Origin of the sequence: Empedobacter sp. UBA1574 (assembly GCF_002322895.1) — a bacterium.
GTDB classification, from domain to species: domain Bacteria; phylum Bacteroidota; class Bacteroidia; order Flavobacteriales; family Weeksellaceae; genus Empedobacter; species Empedobacter falsenii_B.
Genome location: NZ_DCOI01000042.1, coordinates 1 through 23939 on the forward strand (window position 1 = coordinate 1; position 23939 = coordinate 23939).

Below are 23939 nucleotides of genomic sequence, written 5' to 3' on the forward strand. Positions count from 1 at the left end.
TGTCATAGAAATCAGAATGACAAAATTTGTTGTTAAAAGTGACAACGAATTTGAATTAGAAAAAGGATTTTGAAAAACTATATTCATTCATTTTTTATTCATGAGTTATTAATTGTTTCAAATGAATATCTATAATTAAAATAGATTAAGCTATGAATAAAAAAGTGATAGAAAGATACTGCATTTAGAATGCTCAGGGAACGGTTTTCTTGGTGGCTGAGGTTTTCGAAGTCACATTTTACGATCTTTTCCTTTCGAGTGTTTACTCTTTTCCCTTCGAGTGCCTCATGGAACGTGTTTTCTTGGTGGCTGAGGTTCTTGAAGTCATACTTGCTCTAATTATTAGAACTAAACAATTTATTAAATCTAGTGTTCAATGTTTCAATATACGCTTGTTTAGTATCTTTATTTAAGAAGCTAATCTCCACAAAATCGATCCATTTTAGTCTAATTTTGATGAATCTTTTGTAAATAGACTCTACTGATTTATTAGGTATTTTTAATGTTTTCGCTAACTGATTGAAATCTTCTATTTTTAATCTATTTTTTTTACCATTAATTGTTAATGCAGATTCTTCCTTATCATCGGGAATTAATAACAGCGTATTCAATAAATCGTAAGCTGGAGATAATTCGTATTCATTGAAATCATTTTCGATTAATGAATAGTTTTTAAGATGCATATCAGCATTTGCAGTCAAATAATTAAATAAAACAATTTCAAATAATTTTTGAGCTTCAAATCCACTATTTTTAGTTAGTTGATAGATTAATTTTCCGATTTTTTCTATTGAACCTCGATATTTATGTTCCGTTAAATTTTCAGTCAATTGACAAAAGTCTTCAACAGCAATTTTATCTTCATTTTTTCGATCAAATCGCTTTGTTAAATAAGCCAATTCACCTGAATTAAGCCGAATAAGTGTGTGTGTTGCTGTTTTTATTTTTACCAATTCCGCTAAATGCATGGTTAAGTCTTCATTTTCGGGTAAGTCGATATATTCTTTTGAAGCAGGTTTTAAAATATAATTTCCTTCAAGATCAACAATTGTAAATCTTGATTGTTTATTTATATCGCTTATAAGATTTAAAGATAATTTTGGCTGTACACCTGTAACTGCAACACTTTTTACAATCAACTCTTTTGCTAATTCTTCTAATTGTTTACTATCAAATTCAATTAGTGGAGGAGTAGTTGAACCAAATATTTTTTTAGAACATTTAGAATGAAAATCAGTTTCATTTTCTGCTAATTCTTTGTAACAACTAAGGCATTTTATCATAATTCTTCATTATTTGAAATGATAGAAACAGCTCCAATACAATCTTTGCAAAGGGTTAATAATAAACCAAAACGATCTTTAGAATTTAATTTCCAATTTTTTACTGCAATATTCAAAAGCCAACCTTCTGGTATTAATCCATCAAAAAAAGGAAATAAAATTTTACTTTCATACGAATCTTGTTGTTTTGGAAGCATTAAACTAATTGGTTTCGATTCCAAATTATTCAAATATTCTTGATCGTATTTAAAAATATAACCATTTTCATTTTCAGAAATTGTTCCTGCAAATAGATTTTTATAATAGACTAAACCTTTTCTCATTGCTCAATTTTATCAATTACACCAACTTCAGAACCAAATAAAGCTAAAACTTGATTAACTTTATCTAATCTTACAGAAGGTTTTCCTTGTTCTAGTTCACGAATAAATCTTAAACCAACTCCAGCTCTCTCAGCTAATTCAGGTTGTGTAAGTTTTAATCTTTTTCTTTTTTGTTTGATAAATTCTGCAATTGATTGATTCATACTTATACCCTTTGAGGTATAAATATAGTCATAATTTTTGTTTTATACCCAATAAGGTATAAAATTTATATAAACGTAAGTGTTATACCTTTTAGGGTACGATTATTTCTTTGTGGCTGAGGTTCTCGAAGTCACACTTTTACGATATTTTCCTTTTTAGAACTCAGGGAACGATCTTTTGGTGGCTGAATTTTTTGAAGATAAAATTCTATTCTCGATACAATTTTTCTTCATTATTATTTCGAAAAATCACTCGAACTGACGAATTTTAATTAAGACGTATAACAAATGGATATAAACTAAATTTTAACCATACTGAAAACCTTTTCTTCTTGATAGTTTGATCTTTTCCCTTCGAGAGCCTAGGAACAGGTTTTTCTTGGTGGCTGAGGTTCACGAAGCCACATTTTTACGATCTATTCCCTTCGCATGTTTGATTTTTTCCTTCTAAAACCTCAGTGACCGTACTAAAAGCGAATTTGAATATTGGAAAGAATGACGAAAACGGTATTAAAACACACACGTTAAGAAAATGTTTGAATGAAACTTAAAAAGGTATTAGCCCGTAGGGTTTTTAAAATATTTAGAGAAATGAGAACATATTTAGTAGAGAGTTTTACAGCCAAGTCTTTTTTCGTTAGTTTTTTTGACTATTCCCCGAAGGGCATATGAATACCTATAATTAAAATAGATAAGCTATGAATAAAAAAATGAAAGTAATAGATTTCTCGATACCTCAAATTAACAACGAGTTGAGGTTCTGAACATAATTACGTGAATAAGAGAATAATTAGTAGTTCTTTATTTATTACTTTTTGCTTGATCAAAAAGTAATCAAAAAATCAAGACTGCGATTTTCGACGTTCAATTACCATTTTACGCACTAAAAAGATTAAATGATTCGCTATCGCTCACTAATCTTTTTTACGCTTGTTTCCATGGATTGAAGCTCGTCTGCAAATCGTAAGTCGACTCTAAAATCCGTTGATAAAAGTGATAACGAATCTGAATTAGAAAAAAGGATTAGAAAAATCCGACGATTTAGAATCGAAATGCAATTTAACTCTAAATTATTGGAATAAAAAAGTTGGAGTGTCTGAGTGAAGCGAGTTGCCAACTTTATGGAGATAATTTAGTTAGTTGAATTACCTGAGCCATTCCATGGCTCCTCCTCTTAATTTCAAATTTTTAATTTCAAATGTTTTTTTTGATGAACTTTCCCGAAGGGCATATGAATACCTATAATTAAAATAGATAAGCTATGAATAAAAAAGTGATAGAAAGATTATTCTCGTTTTTCAAAACTACCTTCATTCATTTTTACCTTGACGCAAAAACGAACCAAAAACGTCAAGTCTGTGCCTACAAATCGGTCAATAACGGCTACTCACTAAATGCTTTAAATCATTCACATATAAAATGTGAACAGTAAATCATTTTTAACGTTCGTTACGCCGAATTGACACTCGACTCTTCAGCAATGATGGTTTTTAATTCCTTATTAAAAGTAAATTTAAAACTTGAATATTGAAAAAGAAATTAAAAATCCGACGATTTAGTATCGAAATGACGAATTTTAGTTAAATTGTTCAGAATTACGAGCAAAGGATCTAAAGTGTGTTCGAAAGAAAAAATAATAAATTTATAAACCAAACACTCTCTTAATTTTTAGAAAGAGGTGTCCAAATCATTTTGACAACGTACAGATTTTCATAAAACAAATGGAAAGCGAAATATTTCAATACATTGATATTTGGTACAACAGAAAAAGAAGACACAGCTCATTGAATTACAAAACAATTGAAGAATTTAATAACTTAAATAATGTTTACAAAAATGTAGCTTAAATTTTACTGTACTTTTTATTTGTATAACCAGCTATCAAAATTTGCTTACATAAAACTGCAAATCTTCTATTAATATAAAAATCTTCAATAGCAAAAACCCTTATCAATATAAATTAACTGAGTCTTTCTTTGAAGATATTCAAAATCCTCTTGAACGAATTGTATTTAGTATCACGCTATTTTTAATTAAAACATTAAAAACTCAGATTCAATTTTATCAATCACTTTTTCAGTAATATTTTGTTTTTGACATAGGATTCTGAATTGATTAGTCGATTGTACGACTTCATCAATAATTCCGTTAGCATCTTTAATCGTGAATAAATCAGCTATTTTCAGTAAATCAGTTCGATTAATTTCAGTTCGTTTTCCATTAATAGACATCGCTCTTGAAATTCGAAGATAGTTTTTTAAAGCATCTAACGGATAGGTTAAATCATAGGCAGGAGCTAAATTCCAACGGTCTTTTTCTGTATCATAAATGAATGAGAAATTCTTTAAATGGTCATCAATATTAAAAAAAACAAGATTAAAAGCCATTCGTTTAAATAATTGCTGAATATTTTTGTGCGAAAGTTTCAAATCAAAGGCTAGTTTAAAAAGATTTTCATAAGACGAATTTTCAGGCTTTTTGAAATCCCACCCTGTCATTCCTGAAGCTGTCAAAATATGCTGTTTTTGTCCATTTTGACGATCAAATCGTAATGTTGCAAAATGTTTATCTTCAATTAATTTAGAAGGCATCATTTCAATTCCAATGGAAGTTGCAATTTGATAATAAATATATTCGATTTTTTCTTTTGAATAGCCTTGATCTTCGTCGATCGAAAGCTTGATTAAATAATGATTATATTCTTCAGAAGTTTCTAAATCACCAGGAATTAAATGTCCTGTAGATTTATTTTCCGAAACCAAAATTTTAGGTCGTGCACCGCCAGCTGAAGTTCCAATCTTGAAAATATTCAGTAAAGCAATATCACTTAATCCTTTTTCTTCGGTGGAAGTTTTTAAATCCAATACTTTTTTAACTACTTCTGTAATTTCATCGACATTAATTGTTTGATTGGATCTAATTTCTTTTGCAGGTGAAAATTCTATCGCTCCCATACCTCTTTTTCCTACGTAAGTAAGCTGTTCTAAAGGAGTGATTGAACTTATGTCTTTTTGAGTCGCTTCAAGCCATTCCTTAAAAACAATGTTTCCAAAAAAATCAGGTAAAGAATCAGCAATCATAGGAGGTAAACCTCGAAACGTTTCTCCCTCAAACTCAGAAAATACTTGTACATTAGGTGTTCTACGAATGACGTAAGGAAATATTTTTTTATAGATGTTATTCTCCAAAAAATCAGGATTATATTGGAATGAAGATTTCCTTTGGTTTTCGTCATAACCAATTTTACCAATTTCAATTCCATGAAAATTGATTGAAATGATTTGATTCTTTGCCATAATTAATACATGGATTGATTATTATCTAAATTTTCAATTTTATCTGAAACGAATTGATTGATTGATTTCATTTCGTCAAAATACTGTAATACTTTCAAAAGAGTTTCGATTGTAGGATTCTCTCCATTTTCAAGTTTAGCAATTGTTAAACGAGAAAGCGCTAATTCATCAGCTAATTCTTGTTGTGTTAAGTGTTCTGCTTTTCGCATTTTCTTACACCATTCACCAATTGAATTTTTTACATCTTTTATTGTTGTGAAATCTAACATAAATGTATATTATAATAATCAAATGTACGAATTTTAGACAAAATATATAATAATGTATACATTTTGTTTGTATTAAACCTGTCGTACTTCATGACTTCGTAGACTTTAAATATAATTATTTTAGTTTAGATTTAAGTATTTCATAAGGTGTTTTTCCTTTAAATGAACCATGTGGTCTTTTGAAATTATAAAAGTTTTCCCATTCTTCTAATTTCTTATTTAAATCCACATCATCTGTGTAATTTAAAAGTTGATAAAACTCTTTTTTATCTGTTAAATGAGATCGTTCAACTTTTCCATTTAATTGAGGTGTACCCACTTTTATAAATCGGTGTCTCATTCCTAAATCTTGAACATGCCAATGAAACTTTGATTGAAATTCGTGTCCATTATCTGTTTGAATTGTATTAATTCTAAAAGGGAATTTTTCTACAACATAATTTATGAATTCAATTGAACTTAATTGATTATGTTTTTCAGAGATTTTAAGTGCTCTAATTCGTGTAGCATCATCAATCGCTGTGTATTGAAATCGTTTGATTTCAGTGCCATTTGAATCATGAAAAATCAGAAATTTAACATCAACTTGTACCTGATGACCAGGTGTTTCTTTTTCATACTTGATACTATGCATGGCTCTTCTAGTCACCTTTCTGTCTAATCTAGCGACATTATTACGCTTTAGAATACGATAAACACTTGATTCCGATATCAAAATATCATGATAACGTTCTAGATACCATTTAATTCGCCAAGTCCCTAATTTATGTTCTTTTCGAAGTTCTAATACTTTATTTACAATCTCTTGCTTAATTTGGTTAGGAAAAGTATGAGGAGTTGGTTTCTTTCTGAGTAAACCTTCTTCTCCATGTTCTTCATATGCTTTTTTCCATTTATAAAATGTACTCTTTTTAACACCATAAAATTTATAAGCTATAGTGTTATTTCCATATTCTTTAGCATATTTTAGAACTTGTAATTTTTTAATATAAGTTAAATAAGTTTGGATTTCTTTGGTCTTTTTAATCATCATAAGGCTATATTAGTTTTTTACTAATTTAGTCTACGATGATCTGACGTACCCACAATTTGAAAGTGTCTTCTCCTTTTTGAAGTAATGGTGGAAGACTTGTTTATGTTTTAGTGTTTCGGTCAAATGATTTTGGATTGTAAATATTGTCTTCAAATTCTTTCAGTAAACCAATTGTGCAACGATAAACAAATTAATCACCGCATAACTTGCGGAGAATATTCAAATATTTACCGCAAAACAGTTATAACAAGTTTTCAATAACCTTTTGCAAAGAGAAAATAATTGAATATTCATATAAAAATGTCCGTTATTTCAGTCGTTTTAATTATATTTGTATGAAATAACGGACATTTATGAAAAAACAAATTGTTTTACCTCGTTATAAAGATACCTTATCACAAATGGGTGAGCAAATAAAACTTGCCCGTAAACGTCGCAAATTAACAGCAGTACAAGTCGCTGAAAGAGCAGATATTTCCAGATCCACTTTAAATCTCATCGAAAAAGGAGAGCCAAGTGTAGCGATGGGAGCTTATTTCAATGTGCTTCGGGTTTTAGGCTTACAAGATGATTTTTTAAAGTTAGCAGCAGACGACACACTTGGTCGTAAACTACAAGATTTAGAGATATTGTAGGATGGCAGTACAGAAAACAGATATATATGTTTATGCTGATTGGCAAGATTTAGAAAGTCCAATACTAATGGGCGTATTATCGGCCTATCAAGCCAAGGGACGAAAAGCATTCAGCTTTTCGTATGATAATCTATGGTTAAAATCTGGACATCATCATCAGTTAGATCCCAATTTACATTTATTTGCAGGGCCACAATTTGCTAATGATAAAGAAAACTTTGGACTCTTTCTAGACAGTATGCCTGATACTTGGGGACGTACCTTAATGAAAAGACGTGAAGCTCAACTCGCTAAAATAAAAGGTGAAAAAGCGAAAACATTATATGATATTGATTTCTTATTAGGTGTCTATGACGAAACACGTATGGGGGCGTTGCGTTTTAAACTAGATCCAAAATCTGACTTTTTGGATAATGATACCGAAAAGGCTACGCCACCATGGTCTACTGTAAGAGAACTTCAACAAGCTGTCGTTCATTACGAAAATGATACCGATAATGAAGCGATAAACAAATGGTTACAACTATTAATAGCTCCTGGTTCTTCTTTGGGTGGAGCTCGTCCAAAAGCTAATATTTTAGATGAGCATAAACATCCATGGATTGCTAAATTTCCATCTAAGAATGACACTATTGATAAAGCTAGTTGGGAATATTTAGCGTATCAATTAGCGATAAAAGCAGGGATAAATATGTCGGAATGTAAAATAGAAAAGATTAATGGTCCGTATCATACTTTTTTTACTAAACGATTTGATCGTGAAGGAAGTAATAGAATTCATTTCGCATCGGCAATGACCATGACAGGAAATAACGAAGAAACCATAAAAAATCAGCCTGCCAGTTATTTAGATATTGTGGAGTTCATCCAATCGAATGGAGCGAACATCAACGAAAATTTAACCCAATTATGGCGTAGAATCATTTTTAATATTGCGATATCCAATACTGATGATCATTTACGAAATCATGGATTTATTTTAACGAAAGAAGGTTGGGTTTTATCACCTGCTTATGATTTAAATCCATCCATTGATAAAGATGGTTTAGCCTTGAATATTGATATGGATAATAATGCGTTAGATTTTGAATTAGCGAAAAGTGTTGGTGAGTATTTTCGATTAACGACTACAGAAATGGATCAAATAATCGATGAAGTAACTTCTGTAGTTAAGAATTGGCAGGATATCGCTAAACAAATTGGAATTTCAAGAGCTGAACAAGAACTAATGGCAAGTGCTTTTAAATATTAGTTGCAATTAATAAAATAAAAAATCATTACAAAAAAGCACTAACGTCTTGTTTTGGCGTTTAAAAGGATTAATATTGTAATGTTTACAATAATGAATATACAAAAGATAAATTTTATCTTTAAAAAGAAATAAAGACAATGACAAATACAGCCCAAAGAGCAGAACTACAAGCCAAAATCTGGAAAATTGCCAACGAAGTACGTGGCTCAGTAGATGGATGGGATTTCAAACACTTTGTGTTAGGAACTTTATTCTACCGTTTCATAAGTGAGAATTTCACTAATTATATAGAAGGCGGTGACGAAAGTGTGAACTACGCAAAATTAGCAGACGACATCGTCACACCAGAAATCAAAGACGACGCCATCAAAACAAAAGGATACTTCATTTATCCAAGTCAGTTGTTTGCCAATGTCGTGGCAAAAGCCAATACAAACACAAACTTAAATACAGACCTAAAAGCGATATTTACAGATATTGAAAACTCAGCGAATGGATACGAGTCTGAACAAGATATCAAAGGTTTATTCGCAGATTTTGATACAACAAGTACACGTTTAGGAAATACCGTAGAAGATAAAAACAAACGATTAACTGCAATCCTTAAAGGAGTGGCCGAGTTAAATTTTGGAAGTTTCGAGGATAGTCAAATCGACTTATTCGGGGATGCGTACGAATTCTTAATTTCCAACTATGCAGCCAATGCAGGGAAATCGGGTGGTGAATTCTTTACACCTCAAAACGTATCGAAATTGATTGCGCAATTAGCCATGCACAAACAAACTACGGTGAACAAAATCTACGATCCTGCCGCTGGTTCGGGTTCATTGTTATTACAAGCGAAAAAACATTTCGATAACCACATCATCGAAGATGGATTCTTTGGGCAAGAAATCAATCATACAACCTACAACTTAGCACGTATGAATATGTTTTTGCACAATGTCAATTACGATAAATTCAACATTCAATTAGGAGATACCTTAACCGATCCTCATTTTATCGACGATAAACCTTTCGATGCCATTGTATCTAATCCTCCTTATTCGGTAAATTGGGTAGGTTCGGACGATCCAACGTTAATTAACGACGATCGTTTTGCACCTGCTGGGGTATTAGCACCAAAATCAAAAGCAGATTTTGCCTTTGTGTTACATGCCTTAAATTATTTATCAAGCAAAGGACGTGCAGCCATTGTATGTTTCCCTGGTATTTTCTACCGTGGTGGAGCAGAACAAAAAATCAGAAAATACTTGGTAGACAACAACTTTGTAGAAACAGTGATTAGCTTACCTGCAAATTTATTCTTCGGAACGTCTATTGGGGTAAACATCTTAGTGTTGTCAAAGCACAAATCCGAGAATACCACACAATTTATCGATGCAACAGGGGAAGATTTCTACAAGAAAGTAACCAATAACAACATGTTAGAAGATGTGCACATCGAGAAGATCATGCAGTTATTTGATACAAAAGAAGATGTAGAACACGTTGCTTTAACGATTGATAATGCAAAAATCGCAGAAAACGACTACAACCTTTCGGTAAGTTCGTATGTAGAAGCAGTAGATACACGCGAAGTGATAGACATTAAAGTCTTAAATACCGAGCTAACAGAAACTGTAAACAACATTACAACCTTACGTACAGCAATTGATAACCTAATTAAAGAAATCGAAGGATGAGTGAAATAATTTTATATACCGCAGAAGATGGACAAACTAAAATTAATGTCCAATTGGATGACGATACAATTTGGTTAACGCAAAAACAATTGGTTGAATTATACCAAACTTCAAAATCAACAGTAAGTGAACATATTAAGAATATTTTTACAGAAGAAGAACTGATTGCAGAAGCAACTGTTCGGAAAATCCGAACAGTTCAAATAGAAGGTAATCGTGAAGTTTCTCGTGAACTGGATTACTACAATCTTGATATGATTATTGCTTTGGGGTATAGAATAAACTCGAAGATTGCTACAGGCTTTCGTCAATGGGCAACCAATCGACTGAAAGAATACATCGTAAAAGGGTTCACGATGGATGATGAACGCATGAAAAATCTTGGTGGAGGCAATTATTGGAAAGAACTTTTAGACCGTATTCGTGATATCCGTTCAAGTGAAAAGGTAATGTACCGCCAAATATTAGATTTGTACGCTACAGCAACCGATTACGACCCAAAAAGTGATGCAAGTGTAACTTTTTTCAAAATTGTACAAAACAAATTGCATTATGCTGCTCATGGGCATACTGCAAGCGAAGTCATCTATATGCGTGTAGATAGCGATAAGCCTTTTGTTGGATTAACCAATTTTAAAGGCGATGAGCCTACACAAGCTGAAGCGATGATTGCTAAAAATTTTTTAGAAGAAAAAGAATTACGCGTATTAAATAACTTGGTAGCAGCCTATTTTGATTTAGCCGAATTAAATGCCATTGAAGAACGCCCAATGTGTATGAACGATTATATCCGAGAGTTAGATAATATCCTGAATTCGACAGGACGCAAAGTTTTAGATAATGCAGGGAGTATCTCTAATGCCGCAATGAAAGAGAAAGCAACCTTAGAATACAAAAAATACAAAGCCAAAACCCTTAGCAATGTGGAAAGTGAATACCTAAAAACCATTACAATCTTAGAAAAACAAGCTAAAGCAGGCGATAAACAGGCTAAAGCAAATAACAAAAAAGGAGGGAAATCATGAGTAAATTAGACGAGTTATTAAAAGGGGTTGATGTGGAGTGGTTGCCTCTGGGAGATGTGTGTAAAATTATTGGTAGAATTGGTTATCGTGGTTATACAAAAAAAGATATAGTAGAAAATAAAGATGGTGCAATTGCATTAAGTCCATCCAATATAATAAATGATAAAATAAACTATGAAAAACTAACTTTCATTAATTGGGATAAATATTATGAATCACCTGAAATAATGATTCACAATGGTGATATAATTTTTTGTAAAACAGCGTCAGTTGGTAAAACAGCTTATGTTGAAGATTTACCATATTTAGCTACCTTAAATCCACAGCTAGTTGTTTTTAAGGAAATTAAGTGCTTAAGTAAATTTTTATCATATTGCTTAAAAACTGAAAATTTCAAAATAAGTTTAAATAAAATTATAGGTTTAGGATCAGTCCCTTCAATTTCACAGAAGGATTTATCAAAACTTAAAATCCCAATTCCTTGTCCAGATAATCCAGAAAAATCCCTTGAAATCCAACAAGAAATTGTTCGTGTGTTAGATGAATTAACTTCGTTAAGCAACCAATTAACAACCGAACTAGAAACCGAACGCCAAAACCGTAAAAAACAATTCGAATTCTTCCGTGAGCAGTTGTTTAGTTTTGAGGAAGGTTCAATAATATTCAATAAATTAGGTGAAATTGGAGAATTTCAAAGAGGTAAAAGATTTGTTAAAACTGATATGATTTCAGAAGGGGTTCCATGTATTCATTATGGAGAGATGTATACACATTATGGTATTTGGGCTAATGAAACTAAATCATTTTTAAGTAAGGAATTAGTTGATACTAAAAAATTAAGATTAGCTAAGAAAAATGATGTTATAATGGTTGCAGCAGGTGAAACGATTGAAGATATTGGAAAAGGAACTTCGTGGTTAAGTGATCAAGGAGTCGTTTTTCATGATGCTTGTTTTTCATTTACTAGTCCACTTAATCCATCATATGTAGCATATTTTACTCGAACTAAGCAATTTCATGATCAGATTAGAAGAAATATATCATCTGGAAAGATATCTGCAATAAATTCAAAAGGTTTAGAAAAAGTTTATATACCAATACCATCATTAACAGAACAAAAACGCATTGTAAAACTCTTAGATCAATTCGATGCAACCCATACAGCCATCGAAGAAGAAATTACAAAAGAAATTAAACTAAGAACCCAACAATACGAATATTACAGAGAAAAGTTATTAAGCTTCCCGTCATTGCGAACAACGTGAAGCAATCCAGAAAAGCAACCCCAAACCAGTAAACCAAAATGAAAAAAGGAGGTGTAGTCTATATTATGGCAAACAAAAGAAACGGTACTCTATACACAGGCGTAACAGCCGATCTAAAAAGACGTGTATACGAGCATAAAACAAAATATAATCCCGAATCTTTTACGGCAAAATATAACTGCACAATCTTAGTTTATTACAAAAGCTTCCATTCAATTGAAGACGCAATAACAGAGGAAAAAAGAATAAAAGCAGGTAACCGAAAAAATAAATTAAAACAAATAGAAACACTCAACCCAAATTGGATTGACTTATGGGATGAAATAAATGAATGGTAACTCCACGTCATTGCGAGCAAAGCGAAGCAATCCAGCAAACAACGCAAGCAAAGCAATTCAGTCATTGTTCTCCGTCATCGCGAGTATAACCAACGTCATTGCGAGCAAAGCGAAGCAATCCAGCAAACAACGCAAGCAAAGCAATCCAGTCATTGCTCACCGTCATCGCGAGTATAACCAACGTCATTACGAGCAATGCAATTTAGAAAGTGAAACAAATTAGAATCTAAACTAGACAACCCATTAACAGCTACTTAGAATAACATAAGATGTACAAAACGATTGCAGAATCCAACAATTACATTGTATTGGACAAATACACCAAATTCTACGACTTAAACGAGGCTCCGATTGCTTATCAATCAGAAGCCGCCTTAGAAAAAGAATTCATTCAAGATTTAATTGATCTGGGATACGAGAATCCGACTCATCTCAAATCAACGGATACCATGTTAGCCAATGTGCGTACACAATTACAAGCATTAAATAATATGGCATTTACCGATAACGAATGGGAGCGTTTCCTTGTCGAATATTTAGATAAACCAAGTGATAGTTTAGTCGATAAATCGCGTAAACTTCACGATAACCACATCTACGATTTTGTATTTGATGATGGTCATATTCAAAACATCTATTTAGTCGATAAAGAGCATATTACGCGTAATAAAGTACAGGTCATCTCACAAGTCGAACAAACAGGATCGCACGCCAATCGTTACGATGTAACAATTCTGGTTAACGGATTACCGATGATTCAAGTAGAGCTGAAGAAACGTGGCGTAGCTATTCGTGAGGCGTTTAATCAGGTACACCGTTATTCCAAAGAAAGCTTTAATTCAGATAATTCGCTATTCAAATACTTGCAGTTGTTTGTCATTTCGAATGGAACAGATACACGTTATTTTGCCAATACCGTTACGCGTAACAAAAACAGTTACGATTTTACGATGAATTGGGCAAAAGCAGATAATACCTTAATCAAAGATTTAAAGGATTTTACAGCCACATTTTTTCAAAAAAACACGTTATTAAATGTCTTACTAACCTATACGGTTTTAGACATCAAAGATACATTATTGGTGATGCGACCTTATCAAATTGCAGCAACCGAACGTATTTTATGGAAAATTAAAAGTGCTTACCAAACCAAAAAATGGTCATCCTTAGAAAGTGGTGGGTACATTTGGCATACTACCGGTTCAGGAAAAACCTTAACCAGTTTCAAGGCGGCTCGATTAGCAACAAAATTAGATTTTATCGATAAAGTATTTTTCGTGGTAGACCGTAAGGATTTAGACTTTCAGACCATGAAAGAATACCAAAAATTTTCGCCTGATAGTGTCAACGGTTCAAACAGTACAGCAGGTTTAAAACGAAATATCGAAAAAGACGACAACAAAATTATTGTTACGACCATTCAGAAGTTAAACAACTTAATGAAGGGGGATCAAGAGTTGGATATTTACAATAAACAAGTTGTTTTCATATTTGATGAAGCCCACCGTTCTCAATTTGGTGAAGCCCAAAAAAATCTGCAAAAGAAATTCAAAAAATATTACCAATTCGGATTTACAGGAACACCAATTTTCCCAGAAAATGCCTTAGGTGCAGAAACCACAGCAAGTGTTTTTGGTTCAGAATTACACGCGTATGTCATTACAGATGCCATCAGAGATGAAAAGGTTTTAAAATTCAAAGTGGATTACCACAATGTAAAACCTCAATTCAAAGGGGTTGAGACAGAAATAGATGAAAAGAAATTGAATGCAGAAGATGCGAAGAAAGCCTTTCTGCATCCTGCACGTATCAGCGAGATTTCGAAATACATTTTACAAAATTACCGCATTAAAACACACCGTACAAAAGGCGGAAATAACGGTTTCAATGCGATGTTTGCCGTGAGTAGCGTAGAAGCAGCTAAACATTTTTACGAAGAATTAAACCGTCAGCAAATAGACAGCGAAAAACCGTTGAAGATTGCGACGATCTTTTCTTTTGCAGCGAACGAAGAACAATCAGCAATTGGAGAAATCATAGACGAATCATTCGAACCTTCTGCATTAAACAGTACAGCAAAAGAATTCTTAACGAAAGCCATCAACGATTACAATAAAATGTTCAAAACAAGCTACGGAGTAGAAAGTGATGAATTTCAAAATTATTACCGTGATCTTTCAGAACGTGTGAAAAACAAAGAAATCGATTTATTAATCGTTGTCGGTATGTTTTTAACTGGATTTGACGCACCAAAATTAAATACCTTATTCGTTGATAAAAACTTACGTTACCATGGTTTAATTCAAGCATTTTCTCGTACCAATCGTATCTTAGATGCAACGAAATCTTTTGGAAATATTGTTACGTTCCGTGATTTGGAACAAGCAACGATTGATGCCATCACATTATTTGGAAATAAAAACACGAAGAATGTTGTTTTAGAGAAAAGCTACAAAGAATATTTAGAAGGTTTTACCGACGCTTCAACAGGAGAAGCAAGAAGAGGTTTTGTAGAAGTTGTAAATGAACTAAACGAGAAATTTCCAAATCCTGATCAAATTGAAAAAGAAAAGGATAAAAAAGAGTTTACAAAATTATTCGGTGAATACTTACGCGTTGAAAATATCTTACAAAACTATGATGAATTCACAAGTCTAAAAGCCTTACAAAACATTGACCAAAGCGATGCAACTGCTGTAGAAGAATTCAAAGAAATGTACCATGTTTCGGACGATGATTTAGTTGTGATGCAAAAGATTCAATTGTTACCACAACGAGTAGAACAGGATTATCGTTCGACCTATAATGACATTCGTGATTGGTTAAGAAAAGAAAAAGAAGGAAAACAGCCTGAAGATTCTGGTATTGATTGGGATGATGTGGTTTTTGAAGTAGATTTATTAAAATCACAAGAAATCAATTTAGATTACATTTTAGAATTAATTTTTGATCACAATAAGAAAACAAAAGACAAAGCTGAATTAGTAGAAGAAGTAAGTCGAGTAATACGTGCAAGTATTGGGAATCGAGGAAAAGAATCTTTAGTTGTAGATTTTATCAACGAAACAGATTTAGATACCATTCCAGATAAAGCAACGGTCATAGATTCATTCTTTAAGTATGCGCAAGTCAAACAAAAAGAAGAAGCAACCGAATTAATCGCAGAAGAAAACTTAAACGAAGAAGCAACAAAACGCTACATCGAATCTTCTCTAAAAAGGGAATATGCAAGTTCTAACGGTACTGAATTAAACGCCATTTTACCCAAAATGAGTCCTTTAAATCCTCAATATCTTACAAAAAAGCAAACTGTTTTTCAAAAAATAAGTGCCTTTATTGATAAGTTTAAGGGAGTAGGTGGGAGATTGTAAAGAAGTCTAACTTTACAATAGTATTGATCCTCAACAGCGAAGTTGGGGATTTTTTTAATGTAGATAATACAGAATCTAGTCAACTTTTTAAATAGTGATTTTACAAATAAAATAATATGTTGAAAAATCAACTAATAAAAAATATTTATTTACAATATAGAGATATTTATATATTACCAACTGATTTAAAATCAAATAATTAACAACTTGTTGATAATCTTTTTAATTTTTAAGATGTTGAAATTTTTAATTGTGAAATCTTATCTTAATTTTGGAAGACAACTAAGGTAAATATTAAATAAATGAAAACATAATATAAAAAATAGAGGAGAATTTATTGCATAAAAAACTCGGATGTCGCCAAACAAATCCGAGTTAGAAATTGTATCGTAATTCTTAATAATCGAAATTTAATAAGAACTCCGGATATCTTATACGGACAAATATATTAATAGAAATAAAATTTACATCATTTTTGGTGTTAATATTTATTAAACTTCTTTTCGATTACTACAAATCCAATCCTGATTTGCTTCAAGTGGGATAATTTTTTAAAATATTATAAATTAAAAATTTTCAGCAAAAATGGCTAAAAATGGAATTTCAGGCGATAATCGACGCCACGGAGCGGTTAAACAACGCTCACAAGTTTTTAACCCTAAAACAGAACAATGGGTTAAAATAGACACAAATACAGGAAAATTTATGGATGTTAAACAGGATGGTACACCATTCAAAGGAGTAAGAAAAGAGAAATAGTATGGAGCATAATTTTAATACAAAATCGATATCATTTATTGATAAGAAATCGAATAATTCAATCAGCTTTCAACAATTAACAAAGTTATTTAGTGATTATAATGATGATTATTTAAATGATATTTTAAACAGGTTTAATCCTGATGGACTAGATTTTAATATTAATATAGGAAATGTGGATATTGCATTTGATGCAGTCAATAAGGTGTTATCAAAATATGAGTTTATTAATCATTTATGTAATGGAGAAAATTTAAAAACATTTATTCTTGCAGATGAGAATGAAGATTTAAAAGGTAAAGCTAAAGATTTTTATTTTCAATTCAATGATCATAAAGAAGCTCCAATTAATGCAAAAGCTATATATAATTCGAAGGATCAATTTTATGATGTGATAAAAATAGCTAACCATATCAATTATCTCAGAAAAAATGGAATGAATAAAGAATTGCAAGAAATCAATGCAATTTGGCTTACGAAATCAAAATTATTTAAAGAAAGAAAATTTAAATTATTAAAATCTAAAAGTAGTTTATGGTTTTTAAGAGCAGTGAATTCTTCTAAATTTAAAGAGTATGGCACAGCATTTACTTTCGTTTATACTATTTTACTATTGAATGAATATGAAAATAACAACAAGGGTAATAACTTTAAAATAGAGTCATTGGATCTTAATGAATCTAAAATTTCAATGGTAATTTCGCAAGGTGTAATGAAAAAATTGGGCGAAATCGGATTTTTAAAATCTTCTATAGAGATGACAAATAACGATTTAGGAAAGGAATCTTTTGTTTTTACTCAAAAAATAACTTTGTACTCTAAAGATGATAGTAATATTAATTTTCCATTGAATTTTAAAAAGCAAAATGCTAAAACTGTTGTAATAAGAGTATCACACCAAACAGGTATTGAAACACTAGATAAAAAATTCAGTACTTTATTTAATGAATTTACTTCTATTGATGAGTTTGAAAAAGAGTATTTAGAATTCTTGAATACAAAAGATCCAAAAGGTCTTTTTAGTGCTATTATTCAAAAAATTTCTAATAGTCCAACCTTAAGAAGTTGTAATGAGATTAAAGATTTATTTTTACCTAAAACTAATCTAATTGTTGATAATTTAAGTAAATTAATTAATATCTGTGGTAAAGCAGATCAATTAGATATTGATTATGACTTGAAATATAAGGTTAGAGAAATTATTTCAGAAGTATTAATAATAAAATAGAATATGAACCCACCTATTTGGTGGGTTTTTATTTTATTTATATCAAATTCTCAAAAGCTTCATCAATTTCATGATCTTTAAAATCTTCTAAATAAGATTCTGTTGTTTTAATTGACTGGTGACCAAGAGCTTGTTTAATTTTAGAAACTTGAACACCATTTCTTAAAGATAGTGTAGCAAAAGTATGGCGAGTGGTATAGAAATTTATTTTTGAGTCAATTTTTAGTTCTTCAAATATTAACTTTAATTGTTTATTATAATAGCTTCTAACACTATGTTTTCGCTTAATTAACGTTTCTTCATTATAATCAAGAATATCTTTCTTTAGTATTGGGAAAATGTAGTTAGTAGGAAAGGGACGATATTCTTTGTAGAATTTCAATATTTCGTTTGTAATATCATTTTCTGGAATTTTTACACGAATATTTATGCCTGTTTTATTTCTTTTGTAAGAAAATTTACTATGTTCTATTTCATCCCATCTTAATTCTGCTAAATCAGTAAAATTCATCCCTCTTGCATAAAAACTAAATAAATATAAATATCGTGCATTTGTCGCTGAAGGAATCTTTTTAATATCAAAATCTATTAAATTTTGTAATTGCTCTTTTGTTAGTGCTTTTTTTATTTTTTGAGATTTAAGAGCAGATATTTTGTAATCCTTAAAAGGATATAATTCCTGTTTTGCAATTTTTGATTTTATTGCAATATTAAAAGTTGCGCGTATATTTCTCATGTAAACTCCAATACCACCATCTTTACATCCTGTTTTTCTTAAGAATGTTTCATAATTTAATAAGAAGTTATAATTAATATTATTAAAAGAGTATTTATCAATATTACTTTTAAATTTCTTTAAAGATTTCAGCGTATCATTATGCGAATCACTGTAACTAATTTGTTTTGCGTCATAAAGTTGTTTAATTCTCAATTCTAAGAATTCTACAAAGTTGTTAGTCAAGTTAGAGTTTTGACTAATGCCATCTGCGTATGGGCGTAAGAACATACGGCACAAGAGTTGACCTCAGTTACTGCCAGTTGCAATCTTTCTAAAAATTGCTCATCAATGGTTTTCTGCTTTTTATTTTTGATAAATACTATTGCTGACCTCGCAGCTAATACCAGTGAACGAAATAGTTCTGATAAAGAAACTTTTCTTTTATACGAAGTTTGATTTTCAATGTTTTGAGGTATAGATATGTTATTATTCATTGTACTTAATTTTTATGTCCGCCAATGATGTTTCCGTCTTTCATTTCTATGGTTCGGTCACTTTTTTGAGCAAATTCATCATCGTGGGTGACAGCAATAATGGTCTGTCCAAAACTGCGGGTCAGGTCTTTGAAAATATCAAAAACAATGTCTGTATTCTTACTATCCAAATTACCTGTTGGCTCATCACCCATAATAATCAAAGGATCATTAATTAACGCTCTAGCAATGGCAACACGTTGTTGCTGTCCGCCCGAAAGCTTATTCGCAGGTTTGAAAGCTTGATCTTCCATACCCAGCATTTTCAACTTTTCATAAGCACGTTCTTCTATTTCTTTTGGAGAAAACTTACCAAGTTTCAGTGCGGGAATCATCACGTTTTTCAGGCAGGTAAATTCTGACAACAGGTAATGAAACTGGAATACAAACCCTATTTTTTCGTTTCGGATTGTTGCCAGTTCATCAACCGATTTTCCTGTAATTAATTCATTATCTATCACTAAATTTCCATTATAATCTCTGTCCATAGTGGAAAGGATATAGAGCAAAGTAGATTTACCACTCCCTGACTTCCCGATAAGTGTTAGAAATTCACCTCTCTCTACTTCAAAACCAATATTTTTCAACACCTGAAATTCTACTGGGTCATAAAAATACTTGTCGATATTTTCTGTTTTTAAAACGATATTTTTATCCATGATTTACTTTCTAAAAATGCTGACCGGATCCACTTTTGCTGCTTTACGGGCAGGAATGTATCCGGCAAAAAATGTAATAACTAAGCCCATAACAACTCCCTGAATGAATTTCTGCAGTTCATAATCTACAGGAAAGTATCCTATGTCACCACCGATATATACCTTTTTCAACAAGGTAATCATTAGCAATGCCATCAACATTCCGCCAACTACACCAATCAAGCCAATAGATAATGCCTGCGTTACAAAAATCCGTATCACATCTTTCCCTTTAAAACCAATAGCTTTTAAGATGGCAATGTCATTTATTTTTTGTGAAACGGTCATGTTCAGGATATTGTAAATGCCAAAACCGGCAATGAGCATAATGGCTGTAGAGACAAAATTGATCATAATGAACCGCATTTTGCTGAGTGCCATCAACGATTCGTTACTCTCTTTCCAATCTTCGGATTTATATCCGGTTAATTGAGATAACTTTTCGGCAACGGCTGCCGCCTGGTGCGGATCTTTTACATTGACACTGATGTCTGTTACATACACATTGTTTTCTTTGAGCAATTGCTGGGCAGTGTATAGATTAACGTACGATTTGGTGTCGTCGGCAGTTGAATTAAATGATCGAAAAATACCTGCTACACGCAGGTTCTTAGTTACACCTTTTTGTGATGTAAGATTGATATTATCACCAAGTGCCAAGTTCATTTTTTCTGCTATTCCTATACCGATTACGATGCCGTTCGGGTCGGATTTCAGGGTTTCAAATTTGCCTTCAACCATTGATGATGTAATGCTGTACATCATATCTGCTTCATCTGGCTTTATCCCGATGCTTAATCCACTCACCTGAGTTTTTCCGTTATTATAAAACACGCTTGTGTTTACCTGGGCTGTTACCACAGTTACTTCCTTCTGTTGTTGTACCATTTCTGCAATACCGTTCGGATTAATGATGGTATTGACTTTGGGTACTACTTTCGGATTGGAAATCAGGTACTCGGCAGCAGTATCACTTACCAGATTTTTGCTGATGACATCATCATTGTACAACCGAATATGTGGCGTATTTTTGAAAATATTTTCGTCAGATGCTTTATCAAAACCAACCAGTAAACTGTTCATGAAAATATAGATCGACATTCCGAGCAACACACCAAGAACGGCTACAGCAGTCATTTTTTTGCCCGAAAACAGATAGGTTCTGGCTATGTCTGTATTAATATTCATCAGTCTAAGGTTTTATATGTTCCAGAATATCATCTTTGCTGATTCCTTCCAATATTTCTACATATTCGGTAGAAATGATACCTGTTTTTACAACAATGGGTTCGTCTTTTCCTTTTAGTTTTACCTTATTTCCAAAGCCCAAATAACTTCTCGGAATTAATAAAGCATTCTTCTTTTCGCTTGTCAAAATATTGGCTTCCAACTGTGTGCCGTAAATACTACTTGAAGGTGCTTCATTCAGCAACACTTTTACAACAAATGATTGTGTTTTTTCATCAAATGCAGCCACTATTTCACTGATTTTGCCTTCGTACACGTTGCTTTTATCTGTGTTAAACTGAATATAAACCAATTGTCCCAATTTTATTTTTCCGATGCTTTTTTCATCTACATTCAATACCACTTCCGGTTTGCTGTCATCAGCAATTGTCGCAACAATATCTCCTTTTCTGACATAATCACCTGTTGATTTAAGCTTGTTGACAATCGTACCATTTTGAGGTATTATCAGTTGATTGTATCGTTCTATCACTTTGCTGTTTTGTAGCTGATTTTTGTTAGAAATTTGCTGTATTTTGGCACGTTGCAACAGTTCTGTTTTTTGCTTTTTTAAGGCATTCAGCTGTGCCAGTGAATTTTTTGCTGCCAATTGCATATTTTCAAATTCTACCTTGGCTACACTTTGCTTTTGGAACAGGCGTTCATAACGTTCAGCTTGTTGTTTGTCTTGCTCGTATTTGCTTTCTGCATAGCGAATGTTTTGTTCCAGTTGCTGAATGGCAGGCGAATTTTCCGTTAGGTTTTCGTTGGCAATGGTTAATTGTTCCTCTGCCGAATGCGTATTGATACGGTTAGACGGATTGTCGATAACCGCAATGACCTTTCCTATATTCATTTTGTCTCCCACCCCAAAATTGGCTTCTGTAAGTATGCCATCTGTTTGTGCCGTGAGATGATAGGCATCATCCCAATCGAGCATTCCCGATGCAAAAACTAATTCTTTTATATCTTTTACCACCGGCTGCGCTTCTTCTTTTGAACCACAGGATTGTAGTGTAGCGAACAGTACAATGGTAACGAACAACTTTATTTTCATAGTTTAAAACTTATTATTGATGATAATTTTATTTTCACTAAATCCAATGCCTGCCAAAGCTGTAATAACATTTAGCTGGCTCAGCAGCATATCCGTTTGTGCAGTAAGTAATTTGTCTAAGGGCAGAATATTTTCCTGATACTGATCGAAGTATTTCTGATAAGTATCTTCTTTCAAGGTTTGAATTTTCTTAAAGTTTTCGAGCTGTGAAGATGCTTTTTCGTACTCCACCAACAAATTGCTATTGCGGGTTTCGTTTTCACGCAAAAAGTGAATTCGATCATTTTCGGCCATTTGCCATTGCATTTTTTTCTCTTTTACCGCCGAATATTTTGAAACGGTAGTAGGTAAATCCCAACTCAAACGAAGACCAACATAATTATATCTAATCCAATTGGAATTAGGATGAAAAAAGGACTCATTACTCAAGTTTTGCCAATTAAAGGAAGATACAAATCCCAAAACGGGTAACTGTTGTTTTTGTGCCGCTTTCCATTCCTGTTCTGCCACTTTTTCTCTCAGCTGATAATGGTTTACCCATAAATTGTTGTTTGCTTCTGTCAATATTTGTTTATGATCAAAATCTCGAATGTTTTGGTTTAAAATGGGATTGACTTCATTCTCAAAAAACAAAGCAAGATTTTGCTGTTGGATTTGGATATTAAATTGCAATTGCGAAAGCTGATCCTGTAATCGAATAAGGTTCACTTCGGCTTCGTTTACATCTTGTTTGCGTACAAGTCCTTCTTCAAATCTGTTGTTTACGATGGTTAAAATTTGTTTTGCAATGACAATATTCTGCTCTACCATCTGTTGCTGTCCCTGAAACGATAAGATATTAAAGTAAATGCCGTTCAACTGGTCATAAATAGTCCATTCGTTTATTTTTTGCTGATTGGCTACCAGTTCCTGATTGGTTTTGGCAAGTTTTATACGGCTTATATTTCCAAGGTTAATAATATCGAACTGCGGTTGTATGCTGAATGTGCTGACATATTGTAAACCCATTGTGATTTCGCGAAAAGAACCTGGCAAACCGCCGAAAACTTCAGCAGGAATATAATTGGTTTGCAAATTCATATTATCAATAACCTGAGCCGATACCGGAATTCTCGGATTAAAGGCATTTCCAACTGCGGTTTTTCTGGTCAGCTCTGCTAAATTTTGCTGGATGATGTCATTTCTGAAACTGACTTTTTTCTCCTTTGCAAAGGCAAGTACTTCGTCCAGCGTGTGAAATTCTTTCTTCTCCTGCGACCATACCATAAAAGGCAAGAAAAGGATGACTATTAGTAATTTATGTTTGTGAATATTCACTAACTTTTTCATTCAAAAAAATATTATAAATTAGACCTTTATTAAAGCTAAAATGCTATTCATTGTTTTTTGTCCCTGAACCTCAATGTCAAATTCAAAAGAAGCCAATTTCCACTTCAGCATTTGTAAGCGAAATGTTCCCATAACGATATGTACGAGTTCTTCTGAAGCTATTACTGTTCTAAAAACACCTGTCTCTTGTCCTCCCTTTATCAGGGAATTGAAACGGATGAAATTGGTTTGTAATAATTGTTGTATGGCATTTTTTACTTCATCAGAATTATCAATCAACCCGTCTGACAAAACAATATTGATGAAGCACGGATTTTGTTTGAAATACGAAAACTGACTTTTAAAAAGTGATTTAAACTTTTCTTCTGGCAATTGTTTTGTATTGATAATAGTATTGTAATCTTCCCCTTGT

The 23939-nt window shown here is 32.2% G+C and carries 21 protein-coding genes and 1 pseudogene; 10 read left to right on the top strand and 12 right to left on the bottom strand.

What is annotated here, in order from left to right:
• Positions 1-335: 335 nt before the first annotated feature.
• The 3 genes from B3578_RS13760 to B3578_RS13770 are packed head-to-tail and all read right to left on the bottom strand — an operon-like array spanning position 336 to position 1809.
• Positions 336-1283, bottom strand: coding sequence for a HipA domain-containing protein (locus B3578_RS13760; protein ID WP_114999431.1), 948 nt, complete (start codon positions 1281-1283; stop codon positions 336-338).
• A complete protein-coding gene (locus B3578_RS13765; RefSeq protein ID WP_114999432.1) occupies positions 1280-1606 on the bottom strand; it encodes a HipA N-terminal domain-containing protein in 327 nt (108 codons plus the stop codon). The genes B3578_RS13760 and B3578_RS13765 overlap by 4 nt, the downstream gene beginning before the upstream one ends.
• On the bottom strand, positions 1603-1809 hold the full coding sequence (locus B3578_RS13770; RefSeq protein ID WP_114999434.1) for a helix-turn-helix transcriptional regulator: 207 nt from the start codon (positions 1807-1809) through the stop codon (positions 1603-1605). Before B3578_RS13770 ends, B3578_RS13765 begins: the two co-directional genes overlap by 4 nt.
• Positions 1810-3524: 1715 nt before the next feature.
• Between B3578_RS13770 and B3578_RS13775 the strand changes: the two are divergent.
• Positions 3525-3656: pseudogene (locus tag B3578_RS13775) on the top strand (IS3 family transposase); the annotation flags it as partial.
• Positions 3657-3842: 186 nt separating this feature from the next.
• Here B3578_RS13775 and B3578_RS13780 read toward each other — a convergent pair.
• The 3 genes from B3578_RS13780 to B3578_RS13790 all read right to left on the bottom strand — a co-directional run bounded on the left by B3578_RS13780 (position 3843) and on the right by B3578_RS13790 (position 6404).
• Complete coding sequence (locus B3578_RS13780; RefSeq protein ID WP_114999436.1) at positions 3843-5105, bottom strand: type II toxin-antitoxin system HipA family toxin; 1263 nt, start codon at positions 5103-5105, stop codon at positions 3843-3845.
• Positions 5106-5107: 2 nt separating this feature from the next.
• Positions 5108-5374 carry a helix-turn-helix transcriptional regulator gene (locus tag B3578_RS13785; protein ID WP_114999438.1) on the bottom strand — a complete coding sequence of 89 codons (267 nt, stop codon included), beginning with the start codon at positions 5372-5374 and terminating at the stop codon, positions 5108-5110.
• 115 nt (positions 5375-5489) lie between these two features.
• Entirely contained in the window at positions 5490-6404 is a 915-nt protein-coding gene (locus B3578_RS13790; protein ID WP_291049615.1) for an IS481 family transposase, read from the bottom strand.
• Positions 6405-6760: 356 nt separating this feature from the next.
• Between B3578_RS13790 and B3578_RS13795 the strand changes: the two genes are divergently transcribed.
• From B3578_RS13795 to B3578_RS13835, 9 genes are all read left to right on the top strand, one after another.
• On the top strand, positions 6761-7042 hold the full coding sequence (locus B3578_RS13795) for a helix-turn-helix domain-containing protein (RefSeq protein ID WP_114999439.1): 282 nt from the start codon (positions 6761-6763) through the stop codon (positions 7040-7042).
• A gap of 1 nt (position 7043) precedes the next feature.
• Positions 7044-8294: a type II toxin-antitoxin system HipA family toxin gene (locus B3578_RS13800; RefSeq protein WP_114999441.1), complete on the top strand. Its 1251-nt coding sequence runs from the start codon at positions 7044-7046 to the stop codon at positions 8292-8294.
• A 137-nt stretch (positions 8295-8431) separates the two neighbouring features.
• Positions 8432-9979, top strand: a complete 1548-nt coding sequence (locus B3578_RS13805; RefSeq protein ID WP_291049581.1) for a type I restriction-modification system subunit M — start codon at positions 8432-8434, stop codon at positions 9977-9979.
• Positions 9976-11004 (top strand): virulence RhuM family protein, encoded by a 1029-nt coding sequence (locus tag B3578_RS13810; RefSeq protein ID WP_219035294.1) that lies wholly within the window; start codon positions 9976-9978, stop codon positions 11002-11004. The genes B3578_RS13805 and B3578_RS13810 overlap by 4 nt, the downstream gene beginning before the upstream one ends.
• Positions 11001-12269, top strand: coding sequence for a restriction endonuclease subunit S (locus B3578_RS13815; protein ID WP_291049586.1), 1269 nt, complete (start codon positions 11001-11003; stop codon positions 12267-12269). Before B3578_RS13810 ends, B3578_RS13815 begins: the two co-directional genes overlap by 4 nt.
• Before the next feature lie 38 nt (positions 12270-12307).
• The gene (locus B3578_RS13820; protein WP_291049589.1) at positions 12308-12607 is read left to right on the top strand and encodes a GIY-YIG nuclease family protein; all 300 of its coding nucleotides are present in this window, start codon (positions 12308-12310) and stop codon (positions 12605-12607) included.
• 269 nt (positions 12608-12876) lie between these two features.
• Positions 12877-15978, top strand: a complete 3102-nt coding sequence (locus B3578_RS13825) for a type I restriction endonuclease subunit R (protein WP_291049592.1) — start codon at positions 12877-12879, stop codon at positions 15976-15978.
• Between the two features lie 585 nt (positions 15979-16563).
• Complete coding sequence (locus B3578_RS13830; protein ID WP_291049595.1) at positions 16564-16737, top strand: hypothetical protein; 174 nt, start codon at positions 16564-16566, stop codon at positions 16735-16737.
• Position 16738: 1 nt separating this feature from the next.
• Entirely contained in the window at positions 16739-17965 is a 1227-nt protein-coding gene (locus tag B3578_RS13835) for a hypothetical protein (RefSeq protein WP_291049598.1), read from the top strand.
• Positions 17966-18002: 37 nt separating this feature from the next.
• Here the strand turns inward: B3578_RS13835 and B3578_RS13840 are convergent, their stop codons facing one another.
• The 6 genes from B3578_RS13840 to B3578_RS13865 form a co-directional block, all read right to left on the bottom strand.
• Entirely contained in the window at positions 18003-18971 is a 969-nt protein-coding gene (locus B3578_RS13840; protein WP_291049601.1) for a tyrosine-type recombinase/integrase, read from the bottom strand.
• Between the two features lie 211 nt (positions 18972-19182).
• Positions 19183-19875: an ABC transporter ATP-binding protein gene (locus B3578_RS13845; protein ID WP_092908227.1), complete on the bottom strand. Its 693-nt coding sequence runs from the start codon at positions 19873-19875 to the stop codon at positions 19183-19185.
• Between the two features lie 3 nt (positions 19876-19878).
• Positions 19879-21102, bottom strand: coding sequence for an ABC transporter permease (locus B3578_RS13850; RefSeq protein WP_291049606.1), 1224 nt, complete (start codon positions 21100-21102; stop codon positions 19879-19881).
• 4 nt (positions 21103-21106) lie between these two features.
• Complete coding sequence (locus B3578_RS13855; protein ID WP_291049609.1) at positions 21107-22198, bottom strand: efflux RND transporter periplasmic adaptor subunit; 1092 nt, start codon at positions 22196-22198, stop codon at positions 21107-21109.
• 3 nt (positions 22199-22201) lie between these two features.
• On the bottom strand, positions 22202-23527 hold the full coding sequence (locus B3578_RS13860) for a TolC family protein (protein ID WP_291049611.1): 1326 nt from the start codon (positions 23525-23527) through the stop codon (positions 22202-22204).
• An 18-nt stretch (positions 23528-23545) separates the two neighbouring features.
• Positions 23546-23939: TetR/AcrR family transcriptional regulator C-terminal domain-containing protein (locus B3578_RS13865; protein ID WP_291049613.1), on the bottom strand; the 394-nt coding region annotated here is incomplete at its 5' end.

Coding starts and splice junctions, on each gene's coding strand:
- B3578_RS13860 (WP_291049611.1), bottom strand. CDS start 23,527: ATGAAAAAGTTAGTGAATATTCACAAACATAAATTACTAATAGTCATC.
- B3578_RS13825 (WP_291049592.1), top strand. CDS start 12,877: ATGTACAAAACGATTGCAGAATCCAACAATTACATTGTATTGGACAAA.
- B3578_RS13855 (WP_291049609.1), bottom strand. CDS start 22,198: ATGAAAATAAAGTTGTTCGTTACCATTGTACTGTTCGCTACACTACAA.
- B3578_RS13845 (WP_092908227.1), bottom strand. CDS start 19,875: ATGGATAAAAATATCGTTTTAAAAACAGAAAATATCGACAAGTATTTT.
- B3578_RS13830 (WP_291049595.1), top strand. CDS start 16,564: ATGGCTAAAAATGGAATTTCAGGCGATAATCGACGCCACGGAGCGGTT.
- B3578_RS13795 (WP_114999439.1), top strand. CDS start 6,761: ATGAAAAAACAAATTGTTTTACCTCGTTATAAAGATACCTTATCACAA.
- B3578_RS13805 (WP_291049581.1), top strand. CDS start 8,432: ATGACAAATACAGCCCAAAGAGCAGAACTACAAGCCAAAATCTGGAAA.
- B3578_RS13765 (WP_114999432.1), bottom strand. CDS start 1,606: ATGAGAAAAGGTTTAGTCTATTATAAAAATCTATTTGCAGGAACAATT.
- B3578_RS13835 (WP_291049598.1), top strand. CDS start 16,739: ATGGAGCATAATTTTAATACAAAATCGATATCATTTATTGATAAGAAA.
- B3578_RS13770 (WP_114999434.1), bottom strand. CDS start 1,809: ATGAATCAATCAATTGCAGAATTTATCAAACAAAAAAGAAAAAGATTA.
- B3578_RS13760 (WP_114999431.1), bottom strand. CDS start 1,283: ATGATAAAATGCCTTAGTTGTTACAAAGAATTAGCAGAAAATGAAACT.
- B3578_RS13850 (WP_291049606.1), bottom strand. CDS start 21,102: ATGAATATTAATACAGACATAGCCAGAACCTATCTGTTTTCGGGCAAA.
- B3578_RS13815 (WP_291049586.1), top strand. CDS start 11,001: ATGAGTAAATTAGACGAGTTATTAAAAGGGGTTGATGTGGAGTGGTTG.
- B3578_RS13820 (WP_291049589.1), top strand. CDS start 12,308: ATGAAAAAAGGAGGTGTAGTCTATATTATGGCAAACAAAAGAAACGGT.
- B3578_RS13790 (WP_291049615.1), bottom strand. CDS start 6,404: ATGATTAAAAAGACCAAAGAAATCCAAACTTATTTAACTTATATTAAA.
- B3578_RS13840 (WP_291049601.1), bottom strand. CDS start 18,971: ATGTTCTTACGCCCATACGCAGATGGCATTAGTCAAAACTCTAACTTG.
- B3578_RS13785 (WP_114999438.1), bottom strand. CDS start 5,374: ATGTTAGATTTCACAACAATAAAAGATGTAAAAAATTCAATTGGTGAA.
- B3578_RS13800 (WP_114999441.1), top strand. CDS start 7,044: ATGGCAGTACAGAAAACAGATATATATGTTTATGCTGATTGGCAAGAT.
- B3578_RS13810 (WP_219035294.1), top strand. CDS start 9,976: ATGAGTGAAATAATTTTATATACCGCAGAAGATGGACAAACTAAAATT.
- B3578_RS13780 (WP_114999436.1), bottom strand. CDS start 5,105: ATGGCAAAGAATCAAATCATTTCAATCAATTTTCATGGAATTGAAATT.